Origin of the sequence: Frateuria hangzhouensis, from assembly GCF_026410505.1 — a bacterium.
In the GTDB taxonomy this organism is placed as follows: domain Bacteria; phylum Pseudomonadota; class Gammaproteobacteria; order Xanthomonadales; family Rhodanobacteraceae; genus Frateuria_A; species Frateuria_A hangzhouensis.
Map to the genome: position 1 here is coordinate 200346 of NZ_JAPMIU010000005.1, position 14019 is coordinate 214364.

12 protein-coding genes are annotated in these 14019 nt (G+C 68.2%); 10 read left to right on the forward strand and 2 right to left on the reverse strand.

Annotation, left to right across the window (positions count from 1 at the left end; translation table 11 throughout):
* Nucleotides 1-167: 167 nt before the first annotated feature.
* Nucleotides 168-2813 (reverse strand): [protein-PII] uridylyltransferase, encoded by a 2646-nt coding sequence (gene glnD, locus OSC30_RS07605; protein WP_267171244.1) that lies wholly within the window; start codon nucleotides 2811-2813, stop codon nucleotides 168-170.
* A gap of 171 nt (nucleotides 2814-2984) precedes the next feature.
* Nucleotides 2985-3749 (reverse strand): type I methionyl aminopeptidase, encoded by a 765-nt coding sequence (gene map, locus OSC30_RS07610; protein WP_267171245.1) that lies wholly within the window; start codon nucleotides 3747-3749, stop codon nucleotides 2985-2987.
* Nucleotides 3750-4051: 302 nt separating this feature from the next.
* Here map and rpsB point away from each other — a divergent pair, with 302 nt between their 5' ends.
* The 10 genes from rpsB (at nucleotide 4052) to OSC30_RS07660 (ending at nucleotide 13986) form a co-directional block, all read left to right on the forward strand.
* Nucleotides 4052-4927, forward strand: coding sequence for a 30S ribosomal protein S2 (rpsB, locus tag OSC30_RS07615; protein ID WP_267171246.1), 876 nt, complete (start codon nucleotides 4052-4054; stop codon nucleotides 4925-4927).
* 63 nt (nucleotides 4928-4990) lie between these two features.
* Complete coding sequence (gene tsf, locus OSC30_RS07620; protein ID WP_267171247.1) at nucleotides 4991-5875, forward strand: translation elongation factor Ts; 885 nt, start codon at nucleotides 4991-4993, stop codon at nucleotides 5873-5875.
* Nucleotides 5876-6015: 140 nt separating this feature from the next.
* Nucleotides 6016-6297: a PAS domain-containing protein gene (locus OSC30_RS07625; protein ID WP_267171248.1), complete on the forward strand. Its 282-nt coding sequence runs from the start codon at nucleotides 6016-6018 to the stop codon at nucleotides 6295-6297.
* Nucleotides 6294-6995 (forward strand): PAS domain-containing protein, encoded by a 702-nt coding sequence (locus tag OSC30_RS07630; protein WP_267171249.1) that lies wholly within the window; start codon nucleotides 6294-6296, stop codon nucleotides 6993-6995. Before OSC30_RS07625 ends, OSC30_RS07630 begins: the two co-directional genes overlap by 4 nt.
* Complete coding sequence (locus tag OSC30_RS07635) at nucleotides 6986-9157, forward strand: hybrid sensor histidine kinase/response regulator (protein ID WP_267171250.1); 2172 nt, start codon at nucleotides 6986-6988, stop codon at nucleotides 9155-9157. The genes OSC30_RS07630 and OSC30_RS07635 overlap by 10 nt, the downstream gene beginning before the upstream one ends.
* Before the next feature lie 275 nt (nucleotides 9158-9432).
* Nucleotides 9433-10155, forward strand: coding sequence for a UMP kinase (pyrH, locus tag OSC30_RS07640; RefSeq protein ID WP_267171251.1), 723 nt, complete (start codon nucleotides 9433-9435; stop codon nucleotides 10153-10155).
* A gap of 168 nt (nucleotides 10156-10323) precedes the next feature.
* Nucleotides 10324-10881, forward strand: coding sequence for a ribosome recycling factor (gene frr / locus OSC30_RS07645; RefSeq protein WP_267171252.1), 558 nt, complete (start codon nucleotides 10324-10326; stop codon nucleotides 10879-10881).
* A gap of 223 nt (nucleotides 10882-11104) precedes the next feature.
* Entirely contained in the window at nucleotides 11105-11821 is a 717-nt protein-coding gene (uppS, locus tag OSC30_RS07650) for a polyprenyl diphosphate synthase (protein ID WP_267171253.1), read from the forward strand.
* A gap of 25 nt (nucleotides 11822-11846) precedes the next feature.
* Nucleotides 11847-12665, forward strand: coding sequence for a phosphatidate cytidylyltransferase (locus OSC30_RS07655; RefSeq protein WP_267171254.1), 819 nt, complete (start codon nucleotides 11847-11849; stop codon nucleotides 12663-12665).
* A gap of 145 nt (nucleotides 12666-12810) precedes the next feature.
* Nucleotides 12811-13986, forward strand: coding sequence for a 1-deoxy-D-xylulose-5-phosphate reductoisomerase (locus OSC30_RS07660; protein ID WP_267171255.1), 1176 nt, complete (start codon nucleotides 12811-12813; stop codon nucleotides 13984-13986).
* Nucleotides 13987-14019 lie beyond the last annotated feature (33 nt).

Genomic DNA, 14019 nt, shown 5'->3' on the forward strand with positions numbered 1-14019 from the left:
CTGCCGGTGCACTCAGGCGCAAGGGCATCGCCCACAAGCGGGCTCCTACAAAAGCGTCGCGCGAAAGGGAGTTGTTCGAAGTCCCCTGTAGGAGCGCACCTGTGCGCGACCGGCATGCACGGCGGCCGTGCACAGGTGCGCTCCCGCCGAGGCCAGCACCTCATCGCTCAGCCGCCCTGCCCCAGCCGCGCCAGCAAGGCCTGCCGCAAGCGCTCCTGCTGACCCTCGCCCAGCGGCGCATCGTGGCGGTCGGTAAGCTGGAAAAAATCTTCCACCCGCTCGCCGAACGTGGCAATGCGCGCGTCGTGCACGCGCACCTGTGCCTCGACCATTGCCTGCGACACGGCGGCCAGCAGACCCGGGCGATCGGTACACACCAGCGCCAGCTGGGTGCGTTCGCCGGCGGCGTGGAAGGCGATGCGCGGCGCCATCTGGAAATGCCTGAGTTGCCGCGAGGCGTTGCGGCGTGCCGGATGCACCGGCACGGTCTGCGCCAGCGCGCGGGCCAGGCGCTGCTGCAGTTCCTCGGCGCGCGCCGGCGTGGCCGGCTGCTGGGTCTCGGTATCCAGCAGCAGGAAGGTGTCCTGCGCCATGCCGCGCGGCGAAACCAGTACGCGCGCTTCCAGCACCGACAGGCGCAGGCGGTCGAGCATCGCCGTGACCGTGGCGAACAAGCCGTCGCGGTCGGGCGTGTAGACGAACAGCTCGGTGGTGCCGCGCACCGACAGAGGATGCACCGCGATCAGCGGCAGCGTACCGCCGGCGCGCAGGATCGCGGCCGTCTGCCAGGCGATCTGCTCTGGCCGGTGGCGCAGGAAGCTGGCCTGCGGGAAGTCGGCCCACACGCGCGTCACCGTCGGCACATCGAAACCATCGGCTTGCAGCAGCGGCAGCGCGTAGCCCTGGCATTCGCGCACGCGGGTGGCCGCATCGCGCGGCAGCTCGACGTCGCTGCGCAGGGCGTAGCGGGTGGCGCTGTAGAGGTCGGCCAGCAGGCGGTCCTTCCAGCCGTTCCACAGCTTGGGGCTGGTGCCGATGATGTCGGCGATGGTGAGCAGATACAGCTGGCCGAGCTGCTCGCGGTTTTCCACGACTTCCGCAAAGCGCGCGACCACCTCGGGGTCGGTGATGTCCTGGCGCTGCGCGGTGACGCTCATCAACAGATGGTGGCGCACCAGCCAGGCGACGCGCTCGACGTCGTTGGGCGGCAGGCCGAGCTTGCTGCAGAACGCGCGCGCCTCCTCCTCGCCCAGCACCGAATGGTCGCCGCCGCGGCCCTTGGCGATGTCGTGGAACAGCGCCGCCAGCAGCATTACTTCCGGTGCGGGCAGCGTCGGCCAGATCTCGCGCGCCAGCGGGAATTCCGCCTGCGCCGCCGGATCGGCGAAGCGCGCCACGTTGTGCAGCACGCGCAAAGTGTGCTCGTCGACGGTGTAGACATGGAACAGGTCGTACTGCATGCGCCCGAACACGCGGCCGAACGCGGGCAGGATCGCCGCCAGCAGCCCATGGCGGTTCATTCGCCACAACGCATCCACCGAACGCGCGCCCTGGCGCAGCAGGCGCAGGAAGGTCGCGAGTACGGAAGGGTCGTCGGCCAGCGCCCCGTCGTGCTGCGCGGTGGCCTGGTGGATGCGGCGCATGGTGTCGGCGGTGAAGCCGACGATGCCCGGTTCGTCCAGGCGCGCGATGAAGGCCTCCGCCAGCGCGGCGGGGCGGCGCACGAACACGTCCGGGTCGCGCGCGGCCAGGCGCGAGCCGTAGCGCAGGAAATCCTCGCCCACCGGGATCGCCTCCTGGGCCGGCTCGAGCATCTCCTCGAAGCGCTCGAAGATCTGCACGCCGAGCCGCTCGATCTGGCTGGCGGCGCGGTAGTAGCCCTGCATGAACTGCTCCACGCCCAGATTGGTGGCGTGCTCGTCGACGAAACCCAGCCGCGCGGCCAATGCGCGCTGGTAGTCGAACAGCAGCCGCTCCTCGGCGCGGCCGGCCTCCAGGTGCAGCGCGAAGCGGTAGCGGCGCAGTGTCGCCTCCGATTCCTCCAGCGTGGCCTGCTCGGCCGGGTCGAGCAGGCCCTCGCCGACCATCGCGCCGAAACCGTCGGCGTGGGCCAGGCGCAATCCCAGCCAGCGCAGCGAATCGAGCGTGCGCAGGCCGCCGGGGCCTTCCTTGAGATTGGGCTCCAGGTTGTAGGCGGTGTCGTCGTAACGGGCGTGGCGGGCGCCGCGCTCGGCCAGGCGCACGGCCAGGTAGGCCGCCGGCGGCCACAGCGCCGGGTCGTCGACGATGGCGCGCAGCTCGGTATCCATCGCCGCGTCGCCGGCCAGCCGGCGCGCGTCGAGCAGGCTGGTGAACACGCTCGCTTCCTGCGCGGCCAGCGCGCGGCATTGCAGTGGATCGCGCACCGCGTGGCCGACTTTCAGGCCGACATCCCACAAAGTGGCAAAGCATTGTTCCAGCGCGCGCAGGCGGGTGGGCTGGGCTTCGCGCACCAGTGCCAGCAGGTCCACGTCCGAATGGGGAAACAGCAGACCGCGGCCGAAACCGCCGACGGCGAACAGCGCCGCGCCCTCGGCTTCGCCCAGGCAGGCGGTCCAGACGTGGGCGACCACGCGGGCGACCACTTCGCCGCGACGGCGGGCCAGCGCCCCGGCATCGACTCCTTCGCTGAAGGCGGTCGTCAGTGCACGATCGACATCCTCCAGCAGCTGGCGCAGGGCGCGACGGGCCTCCACCGAGACGCCCGAACGCGGGACGGCCGGCGGCAGGCGCGGCAATGGGGGAAGCGCGGGGCGGGCGGGTTCGGCGGTCACGGCGGGCACATCCGGAGGAGTGCCCAGCTTACATGCGGCTCCCCATCGACGACCCCTCTCCCGCCGGGAGAGAAACCCCGCAGGGCGGGTGAGGGTTCGGGCGGAGCGTCGCGCCACGGCGATGCCGAACCCTCTCCCCAGCCCCTCTCCCGGAGGGAGAGGGGCAATCCATCACGCATCCGGCCAGGGCGTGAGAATCTCGAAGCCGTCATCGGTCACCGCCACCGTGTGCTCCCACTGCGCCGACAGCGAATGATCCTTGGTGACCACCGTCCAGCCGTCGGGCAACTGCCGGGTCTGCGGCTTGCCGGCGTTGATCATCGGCTCGACGGTGAACGTCATGCCCTTCTTCAGCTCCACGCCGGTATCGGGCTTGCCGTAATGCAGCACCTGCGGCTCGTCGTGGTAGATCTTGCCGATGCCGTGGCCGCAGTACTCGCGCACCACCGAGAAGCCGGCCGCCTCGGCGTGCTTCTGGATCGCGTGGCCGATGTCGCCCAGGTGGGCGCCGGGGCGCACCTGCTCGATGCCGCGCATCATCGCCTCATAGGTGGTGTCCACCAGGCGCCTGGCCAGTACCGAGGGCGTGCCCACGAAATACATGCGGCTGGTGTCGCCATGCCAGCCGTCCTTGATGACGGTGACGTCCATGTTGATGATGTCGCCGTCCTTGAGCACCTTGCCCGGCGTCGGGATGCCGTGGCAGATCACGTGGTTGACCGAGGTGCACAGCGTCTTGGGAAAACCGTTGTAGCCCACGTTGGCGGGCACGGCCTTCTGCACGTTGACGATGTGCTCGTAGGCGATCCGGTCCAGCTCCTCGGTGGTGATACCGGGCTTGACGTGCTCCTTGAGCAGCGCCAGCACTTCGGCCGCCAGTTGGCCGGCGACGCGCATGCCTTCGAGGTCCTGGGGAGATTTGAGGGTAATGGCCATGGAATCCGCTTCGGAGAGGCGGCAGCGCCGGCGCCCGGCCGCTTGCCGCGAGGCCGGCATGCCGGCTACAATTGCACGGTTTTGCAGCCGCTGAAGGCCTCCGATCGAGGTCCACGGCGCAAGACGAAACGGGATTGTAGCGCCCAGGCGCCGTCAAGCCCAACCAACGCCACACACGCATCGGCACCGTCTTCGGGGTGCCGCGGTTCGTTCTTGAAGACGACCGCGGTCGAGGCCGGGGATGCGTGGAGGTCCCAACCCCCGGGCTGTTCGTTTACGGCCCAACAATCAGGAATACCACCATGGCACAAGTCACCATGCGCCAGATGCTCGAAGCCGGCGTGCATTTCGGTCACCAGACCCGTTACTGGAACCCGAAGATGGCCCCGTACATCTTCGGCGCGCGCGGCAAGATCCACATCATCAACCTCGAGAAGACCCTGCCGCTGTTCACCGACGCGATGAACTTCCTGTCGGGCCTGGCGCAGAAGCGCGGCACCATCCTGTTCGTCGGCACCAAGCGTTCGGCCCGCGAGCCGTTGGCCGAAGAGGCAGCCCGCGCCGGCATGCCGTTCGTCACCGCCCGCTGGCTCGGTGGCATGCTGACCAACTTCCGCACCGTCAAGCAGTCGGTGGCGCGCCTGAAGGAGCTGGAAGCGGCCGAGACCGACGGCACCTTCGACAAGCTGGTCAAGCACGAAGTGCTGTCGCTGCGCCGCGAGCGCGACAAGCTGGAGAATTCGCTGGGCGGCATCAAGAACATGAACCGCCTGCCCGACGCGCTGTTCGTGATCGACATCGGCCACGAAGACATCGCCGTGCAGGAAGCCAAGAAGCTCGGCATCCCGGTGATCGCGGTCGTTGACACCAACTACAACCCCGACCTGGTCGACTACGCCATCCCGGGCAACGACGACGCCATCCGCGCGATCCAGCTGTACGCTCGCGCCGCCGCCGACTCGATCCTGGAAGGCAAGGCCGCCGCGCCGGACGCCGCCCAGGGTGACGCCAACGAATTCGTCGAGCTGGACGAGGAAGGCAACCCGATGGCCAAGGACGAGCGCAAGGCCGCGCCGCGCCGCGACAACCGCGGTCCGGCCAAGAAGGGCGCCGGCGCGCCGCGTCGTGACGGCGGCCGCGGCCGCGGCGGTCGCGAGCAGACCGAAACCGCCGAGTAAGCCTTTCACTCGCGCCGTGGCGGCCCCGGCCGCCACGGCGCACCAAGATTTCGAGGATTTCAGATGAGCAATATCTCCGCACAACTGGTCAAGGAGCTGCGCGAGCGTTCCGGCGCCGGCATGATGGAATGCAAGAAGGCGCTGGTCGAGAACAACGGTGACATCGACGTCGCCATGGAGTGGCTGCGCAAGTCGGGCCTGGCCAAGGCCGACAAGAAGGCCAGCCGCGTGGCCGCCGAAGGTCGCATCGTCTCGGCGCAGAAGGACGGCAAGGCCGTGCTGGTCGAGGTCAACTGCGAGACCGACTTCGTCGCCAAGGACGCCAGCTTCCTGAAGTTCACCGACACCGTCGCCGACGTGGCGCTGGAATCGGGCGCCACTGACGCCGCCGCGTTGAATGCCGCCGCCTACCCGGGCGCGACCAACGTGGCGGAGGCCGCCAAGGCCCTGATCGCCACCATCGGCGAGAAGATCGACGTGCGCCGCGAGGTTCGCGTCGAAACGGCTGACGGCAAGATCGGCAGCTACATCCACGGCGGCCGCATTGGTGTGCTGGTGGCGCTCAAGGGCGGTTCCGAGGAACTGGCCAAGGGCGTCGCCATGCACGTCGCCGCGATGAACCCGGCCCACGTCCGCGCCGAGGACGTGCCGGCCGACTTCATCGCCAAGGAAAAGGAGATCGCGCTGAGCCAGATGTCCGACAAGGACAAGGCCAAGCCGGCCGAGATCCTGGAGAAGATCATCTCCGGCAAGATCAACAAGATCGTCTCGGAAGTGACCCTGCTCGGCCAAGCCTACGTGCTGGACACCAACATGACCGTGGCCGAGGCGTTGAAGAAGGAAGGCGCCGACGTACAGACGGTGGTGCGCCTGGCCGTCGGCGAAGGCATCGAGAAGGTGGAAGAGGATTTCCACGCCGAAGTGATGAAGCAGGCGGGCCTGGCGTAAGCGCCAGGTTCCGGTTGTTCGAAGAAGGCCGCGGGAAACCGCGGCCTTTTTTTGTGAAAGTGCGGTTCTGGCGCTATTGTCGAGGGTCGCGCCGGCCGGAAGCCCTGTCGTGCCGCCCTCGACTCCCGGGAGGTTCTTCGATGCCCCGCATCGATTTTGCGCAGATGCCGACGCAAGTATCGGGTCCGCTGGACCTGCACGCCCATCCGCAGCTGTTCGACGCTCTGCCCCTTGCGGTGCTTGTCTGCGACCGGGAGGGCCGCCTGGTCACCGGCAATGCCGGAGCCCGGGAGCTCTGGGGCGACGCGCTCGAACCAGGCGTGCACGCGGATGACCTGCTTTCCCCGCCGCCGGACGGAAACGGCCTCACGACCACGCGACCACGCGCGTGCTTGCCAGTGGTGACACGCTGCACGGCGTGAACCTTCGCGTCACCGGACGCGCGGGATCGACGCATGTATCAGCCACGATTGCGCCACTCAGGGATGGCGGCGGCGAAATCGTCGGTGCGATATGCAGCCTGCTGCGGCAGCCCGACCAGCAACTGCAGTCCGACTTCGAGGATTTCTTCACCCACGCGTCGGTTCCCATGCACCTGGTTGGCGCGGACGGGCGCATCCTGCGTGCCAACAGGGCCGAACTCGAGCTGCTCGGGTATTCGCCCGAGGAGTACATCGGTCGGCACATCGCGACTTTTCACGCCGACCAGGCCGCGCTGGACGAGATCCTGTGCCGCCTGCATGCCGGCGAGCGGCTGGAACAGTTCCCCGCCCGCCTCAGGGCGCGCGACGGGACCGTCAAGGAAGTTCTGATCAGCTCCAGCCCGCGCTTCGTGGCCGGCCGCTTCAGCAACACCCGCTGCGTAACCACCGACGTGACCGAGCAGCGTCGGCTCGATCGTGAGGCGCGCGAAAGCGAGCGCCTGCTGCACGAACTGATGAACGCCCTTCCGGTGGCGATCTACACCACCGACGCGGACGGCCGCATCACCTTTTTCAATGAAGCATCGGCACAATTCGCGGGACGACGCCCGGCGCTGGGCGACATGTGGTGCGTCACCTGGAAGTTGTTCCATCCGGACGGGCGACCGCTGCCGCATGACCAGTGCCGATGGCGGTAGCGCTGCGCGAGCAGCGCAGCGTACGCGGCGAGGAAGCCGTTGCCGAGCGCCCGGATGGCAGCCGCATCACCTTCGTACCCTACCCTACCCCCCTGTTCGACAGGCAGGGCACGCTTGTCGGCGCCATCAACACGCTGGTCGACGTCACCGACCGCAAGCAGGGCGAGCAGGCAATGCGCGACCTCAACGAAGCGCTCGAGGAACACGTACGCGAACGCACGCAGCAGGCGCAGGACGCATTCCTGCGCCTGCACCGCAGTGAACGGAGCCTTGCGCTGCTCGTCGACAGCGTGGTCGATTACGCGATCTACATGCTCGACCTGGACGGCCACGTGATCAGCTGGAATGCCGGGGCGGAGCGCATCAAGGGCTACCGCGCCGGCGAAATCACGGGGCGCAGTTTCGGCTGCTTCTATACCCACGAGGATCGGCGCGCCGGCATGCCGCACCGAGCGCTGCAACGGGCCCGGCAGGACGGCCGCTATGCGGCGGAGGGCTGGCGCGTCCGCAAGGACGGAAGCCGGTTCTGGGCCAGCGTGATCATCGATCCGGTGTACGACGCGGGCGAACTGGTCGGCTATGCCAAGGTCACCCGCGACGTTACCGAAAAGAGGAAAACCGAGCGCGCCCTGACCGAAAGCGAGCGGCGGGCACGGGGCGTCATCGACACCGCACTGGACGCGTTTGCCCAGCTGGATGACAAAGGCACGATCCTGGAATGGAACCCGTGTGCCGAATCCATGTACGGCTGGCGCCGCGATGACGTGCTCGGCCGCGAACTGGCAACATTGATCTTCGCGCCCCCGGAACAGCTGCTCTTCCGGCAATGCCTGCCCGATCGGCTTTCGTTGCCCCCGGGTGGCAAACAGCCGCGCCAGATCAAGTCGCGGCGGCGCGACGGTACGGAACTGATCGTCGAGGTGACTTCCAGCGTGCTGCGCCTGGACCAGGGCCGCCTGTTCAATGTTTTCCTGCGTGACCTCACCGAAAAAATCCAGATCGAAAGCCAGCTTCGCCAGGCGCAGAAGATGGAGGCCGTAGGCAAGTTGACCGGAGGCATCGCACACGACTTCAACAACCTGCTGCAGGGCATCATCGGCTCGCTCGAACTGGTCCATCTGCGCGTGCAGTCCGGCCGCAACGACCAGGTGGAAAAGCTGCTGGAAGGTGCCGGCGAATCTGCCAGCCGCGCCGCCGCCCTCACTCACCGCCTGCTGGCGTTTTCCAGGCGGCAGCCGCTCGATCCGCGTCCGGTGGACATCAACCCGCTGGTCGCATCGATGGAGGAGCTGCTCCGGCGGACCCTCGGCGAACAAATCGGGCTCGATTTGGTGGTAGAAGCCGATGCCCTGCATGTGCTGTGCGATCCGAACCAGCTGGAAAACGCGCTTCTCAACCTCTGCATCAACGCGCGCGACGCCATGTCCGCGGGCGGTCGCCTGACCATCCGCACGGGCGAGACGATCCTCGCGCCGGGCGATCCGCGGTTGGCGGCCTCGGCGGACCTTGCACCGGGCCGGTACGTGCATCTCGAGGTTGCCGACACCGGCATCGGCATGACGGCGGACATCATCGAGCACGTGTTCGAACCGTTCTTCACGACCAAACCAGCCGGACAGGGAACGGGACTGGGCCTGTCGATGGTGTACGGATTCACCCGGCAATCGAAGGGGCACTGCGAAATACATAGCGCGCCGGACAAGGGCACGCGCGTCCGGTTGCTGCTGCCTTGCCATGTGAGGGCCGAGCCCATCGGCGATGGACCGGCCCCGCTTCGTGCGTCACCCCGCCTCGGCAATGGCGAGGCCGTGCTGGTCGTCGAGGACGACGCGGTGGTGCGGCAGGTGGTGGTGCAGGTACTCCAGACACTTGGCTATGTCGCCATCGAGGCGGCGGACGCCGAGCGGGCCACGGACCTGCTTGCCTCCCATCCAATAGACCTGCTCATCTCGGACATCGGCCTGCCCGGGCTTGGCGGCCGCCAGCTGGCAGATGCAGCGCGCCAGGCCCAGCCCGGCATCAAGGTCATGCTGATGACCGGTTACGCCGCGGACGCGGCCTCGCCCGCTGGCTTCCTGGGCCCCGACATGGAATTGATCACCAAGCCGTTCACTACCGAAGCCTTCGGCAACCGCGTTCGCGACATGCTGTCCCCGGCTTAGCCGGCCGAGGGGCGGGTCCAGCGCGGTCGGTGCGCCGACCTTCCACCAGCTGCCAGCGGTGATCTGCAGATCCCCGGACACCGCAACGGTGCCGCGGGGTTCGCCCATGGCGGCGGAATCGCACCAACAGCGTTGGCGAACCGGGACGCATGCCAAGCCCAAGGTCGCGGAAGGGCCAAGCATGAACGATCCCAGGCCACCGCGTGCCGCACGCCTGACGCGCGCTCGCCGCGCCGCTACAATGCGCCGGTTTGCCCACACAATCCGGAGACCCCATGAGCGACCAGCCAACGTACCGCCGCATCCTGCTCAAGCTCTCCGGTGAAGCGTTGATGGGCGAGGCCGACTATGGCATCGATCCGAAGGTGATCGGCCGGCTGGCCAACGAGATCATCGAAGTGCGCAATGCCGGCGTGGAAGTGGGAGTGGTGATCGGCGGCGGCAACATCTTCCGCGGCGCCGGCCTGGCCGCGGCCGGCATGGACCGGGTCACCGGCGACCACATGGGCATGCTCGCCACCGTGATGAACGCGCTGGCCATGGCCGATGCGATCGAGAAGCGCGGCGGCTACGCCCGCGTGATGAGCGCGATCCAGATCCATGACGTGGCCGAGGACTTCATTCGCCGCCGCGCCATCCGCCACATCGAGAAAGGCCGCATCGCGCTGTTCGCCGCCGGCACCGGCAACCCGTTCTTCACCACCGACTCGGCCGCCGCCCTGCGCGCGGTGGAGATTGGCGCCAACCTCGTGCTCAAGGCCACCAAGGTCGACGGCGTCTACACCGCCGACCCGGCCCGCGACGCCAACGCCACCCGCTATGAGCAGCTCACCTACGACGACGTCATCCACCGCAACCTGCAGGTGATGGACACCGCCGCCATCGCGCTGTGCCGCGACCACGGCATGCCGCTGCGGATCTACGACATGACCGTACCGGGCAACCTGATGCGGATCATGCAGGGCGAGCAGATCGGCACGCTGGTCACCGCAAGCTGACCCCGGTTCCCCTGTAGGAGCCCGCTTGCGGGCGATGCTCCGGCCTCTGATGATGGGTCAGGCAAGAGCATCGCCCGCACGCGGGCTCCTACAGAGGAGGCGCTGGACGAATCGCCGGCGGTCCGCGCTGGTATACTTCCGCGCTTCACGCAACGCCGGGTGACCCGCATGCTCAACGACATCAAGAACGATGCCCAGACCCGCATGGGCAAGAGCATCGACGCGCTCAAGCACGACCTGACCCGCCTGCGCACCGGTCGCGCCAGCATCGCGCTGGTCGACCACATCAAGGTGCCCTACTACGGCTCGGACATGCCGTTGAACCAGGTCGCCTCGGTGTCGCTGGCCGACGCCCGCTCGATCCTGATCACGCCCTTCGAGAAGACCATGGTCGCGCCGATCGAGAAGGCGATCATGGCCTCGGACATCGGCGTCACGCCGAACACCGCCGGCACCGCGATCCGCCTGAACATGCCGCCGCTCACCGAAGAGCGCCGCAAGGAGCTGGCCAAACACGTGTCGCACGAGGGCGAGAACGCCAAGATCGCGATCCGCAACATCCGCCGCGACGCGATGCAGAAGGCCAAGGACCTGCTCAAGGACAAGCAGATCAGCGAGGACGACGAGCGCCGCGCCGACGACGAGATCCAGAAGCTGACCGACCGCTTCGTCAAGGAAGTCGATGCCGTGGTCAAGGCCAAGGAAGACGAGCTGATGGCGATTTGAGCGGTCATTCGCTCATTGCCATGAATGCCGCACGTCGCCCCTGCTCTGCTCCCTCTCCTCTCCAGGGAGAGGGCTGGGTTGAGAGGCCGCTCTTGCGGAAGGCCTGGAAGCTCTGCACACCCAGCCTTCCCCGCGAGCCCCGGCCCCTTATCCGAACCTTCGGGCCACCTTCTTCCCCATCTTTGATGAGAAATGAGGGAGAAGGAACAGAGCGCGCACACCCATGACCACCCCCCGCCACATCGCCATCGTGATGGACGGCAACGGCCGCTGGGCCAAGGCCCGCCTGCGTCCGCGCAGCTTCGGCCACAACGCCGGCCGCAAGGCGGTGCGCGAGGTGGTCGAAGGCTGCCTGCGCCAGGGCGTCGAAGCGTTGACGCTGTTCGCCTTCTCCAGCGAAAACTGGCGCCGGCCGGACGAAGAAGTGGGTGCGCTGATGGAGCTGTTCCTGCGCGCGCTGGACAAGGAAGTGGAGGAACTGCACGAGCAGGGGGTGCGGCTGCGCTTTATCGGCGACCTCACCGCCTTCAACGCCGAACTGCGCAAGCGCATGGAACTGGCGATGGCGCGTACCGCGGGCAACCTCAAGCTGGCGCTCAACGTGGCGGTCAACTACGGCGGCCGCTGGGACATCGTCCACGCCGCGCGCCAGGTCGCCATCGCGGTGGCCCAGGGCGATCTTCGCGTCGAGGCCATCGACGAGGCGCGCCTGGGTGCCGGCACCTGCCTGGCCGAACTGCCGCCGCTGGACCTGTTCATCCGCACCGGCGGCGAGATACGCATCAGCAATTTCCTGCTCTGGCAGATCGCTTACGCCGAGCTCTACTTCACCGATACCTTGTGGCCGGATTTCGACCAGGCTTGCCTGGCCCGCGCCATCGAGGATTTTGCCCGCCGCGAACGCCGCTACGGCCGTACCGGCGAGCAGATCGCGCGATGACCGGGCGATAACCCAAGGACCCTCGATGCTGCTCCAACGCACCCTCACCGCCCTGTTGCTCGCGCCCCTGGCGATCCTGGCGATCCTGCTGCCGCCCACCTGGCTGTTCGCGCCGGTGGCGGCCGTGGTGTTCCTCGCCGCGCTGTGGGAATGGACGCGCCTGTCGGGCCTGCGCGACCGCCCCGTGCGCAGCGGGCTGCTCGGCGTCGCGCTGCTGGTGTTCGCGCTGCTCTGGTGGCTGCGCGCGACCGTGCTGTGGCCGGTGCTGCTGATCGCCGGCGTGGCCTGGTGGGTGCTGGCGTGCGTGTGGCTCAAGCATTTCGCGTTCGCCGCCGCGCCCACGACGGAAAACCGCAACCTCAAGCTCGCCGCCGGTGCGTTCGTGCTGTTTCCGGCTTTCGTCGGCCTGTTGACTATCCATGGCAGCGAGCCGTACGGCCATTGGTGGACGCTGCTGGCGCTGCTGATCGTGTGGGCCGCCGACATCGGCGCCTATTTCAGCGGCCGTTTCCTGGGCAAGCGCAAGCTGGCGCCCAACATCAGCCCCGGCAAGACCTGGGCCGGCGTGTATGGCGCCTTCGTGGCGGGCGCGCTGGTCGCGGTCGTGGGAGGCTGGCTGCTTGGCGCCCAGGGCGTGCACCTGGTCGGGCTGGCGGTGCTCGCGGTGCTGACCGTGGCGGCTTCCGTCGTCGGCGACCTGATCGAGAGCCTGATGAAGCGCCACGCCCAGGTGAAGGACTCCGGCCGCATGTTCCCCGGCCACGGCGGCCTGCTGGACCGCATGGACAGCGTGTTCGCGGCCGTGCCGGTGTTCGCGCTGGGCAAGCTGCTGCTCGGACTATGAACATGCTGCCGCACAACGTTGCCTCCCTTGCAGGAGCCCGCTTGTGGACGATGCTTTTTCTCCCGGGCTCCACGGGGCAAGAGCATCGCCCACAAGTGGGCTCCTACAGGGGTGCGCGCCAGGTTCCGACCAGAGGCTGCAAGCCATGAGGCGCGTCGCCGTACTCGGCGCCACCGGCTCGATCGGCGGCAGCACGCTGGACGTGATCGCCCGCCATCCGGAGCGCTTCCGCGCCAGCGTGCTGGTCGCCCACCGCAACGTCGAGGCGCTGGTGGCGCTGTGCGTCGCGCACCGGCCGGAACTGGCGATCGTGGCCGACCCGGCGATGGAAGGCGCGCTGGCCCGCCAGCTCGCCGCCGCCGGCGTGTCGTGCGAGGTGGCCAGCGGCCCCGACGCGATCACCATCGCCGCGGCCGGTCCGCTGTGCGACACCGTCGTCGCCGCCATCGTCGGCGCCGCGGGCCTGGCCTCGACCCTGGCCGCCGCCCGCGCGGGCAAGCGCCTGTTGCTGGCCAACAAGGAATCGATCGTGATGGCCGGCCCGCTGTTGCTGGCCGCGCTGCGCGAAGGGGGCGGCGAGCTGGTACCGGTCGATTCGGAACACAACGCAATCTTCCAGTGCCTGCCCGGTGGCCGGCCGGATCTCGATGCACGCGGCGTGCGCCGGTTGATCCTGACCGCCTCCGGCGGCCCGTTCCGTGGCCGGACCCGCGCCGAGCTGGCCGCCGTCACGCCGGAGCAGGCCTGCAAGCATCCCAACTGGGTGATGGGCCGCAAGATCTCGGTCGATTCGGCCACCTTGATGAACAAGGGCCTGGAGGTGATCGAGGCGCACCACCTGTTCGGCGCGGCGCCCGATCGCATCGAGGTGGTGGTGCATCCGCAGAGCATGATCCACTCGATGGTCGAGTACGCCGACGGCTCGGTGCTCGCCCAGCTCGGCAACCCGGACATGCGTACGGCGATCGCCCACGCGCTGGCCTGGCCGGAACGCATCGAGGCCGGCGTGGCGCCGCTGGACCTGGCCGCCTGCGCGCCGCTGGCGTTCGAGCAGCCGGACCTGGAGACCTTCCGTTGCCTGGCGCTGGCTTTCGCGGCGCTGCGCGAAGGTGGCGACGCCCCGGCCATCCTGAACGCGGCCAACGAAGTGGCGGTGGAGGCTTTCCTGGCCGGCGCGCTGCCGTTCCTGGCCATCGCCGACCTGGTCGAGGGCGTGCTTGCGGAACTGCCGGCGCAGCCTGTGGTCGATGTCCAGTCGCTGCATGAACGCGACGCGCAGGCGCGGGCCGCGGCGCGGCGGAAGTTGCGCGCGGCTTGCTGATAAGCTCGCACGATACAAGTATTTTCCCCAGGT

Bases quoted from the DNA above. Each gene is read 5' to 3' on its own strand.
- frr (WP_267171252.1), top strand. From the start codon at position 10,324: ATGCTCAACGACATCAAGAACGATGCCCAGACCCGCATGGGCAAGAGC.
- OSC30_RS07625 (WP_267171248.1), top strand. From the start codon at position 6,016: ATGCCCCGCATCGATTTTGCGCAGATGCCGACGCAAGTATCGGGTCCG.
- tsf (WP_267171247.1), top strand. From the start codon at position 4,991: ATGAGCAATATCTCCGCACAACTGGTCAAGGAGCTGCGCGAGCGTTCC.
- OSC30_RS07660 (WP_267171255.1), top strand. From the start codon at position 12,811: ATGAGGCGCGTCGCCGTACTCGGCGCCACCGGCTCGATCGGCGGCAGC.
- pyrH (WP_267171251.1), top strand. From the start codon at position 9,433: ATGAGCGACCAGCCAACGTACCGCCGCATCCTGCTCAAGCTCTCCGGT.
- rpsB (WP_267171246.1), top strand. From the start codon at position 4,052: ATGGCACAAGTCACCATGCGCCAGATGCTCGAAGCCGGCGTGCATTTC.
- uppS (WP_267171253.1), top strand. From the start codon at position 11,105: ATGACCACCCCCCGCCACATCGCCATCGTGATGGACGGCAACGGCCGC.
- OSC30_RS07635 (WP_267171250.1), top strand. From the start codon at position 6,986: ATGGCGGTAGCGCTGCGCGAGCAGCGCAGCGTACGCGGCGAGGAAGCC.
- map (WP_267171245.1), bottom strand. From the start codon at position 3,749: ATGGCCATTACCCTCAAATCTCCCCAGGACCTCGAAGGCATGCGCGTC.
- OSC30_RS07655 (WP_267171254.1), top strand. From the start codon at position 11,847: ATGCTGCTCCAACGCACCCTCACCGCCCTGTTGCTCGCGCCCCTGGCG.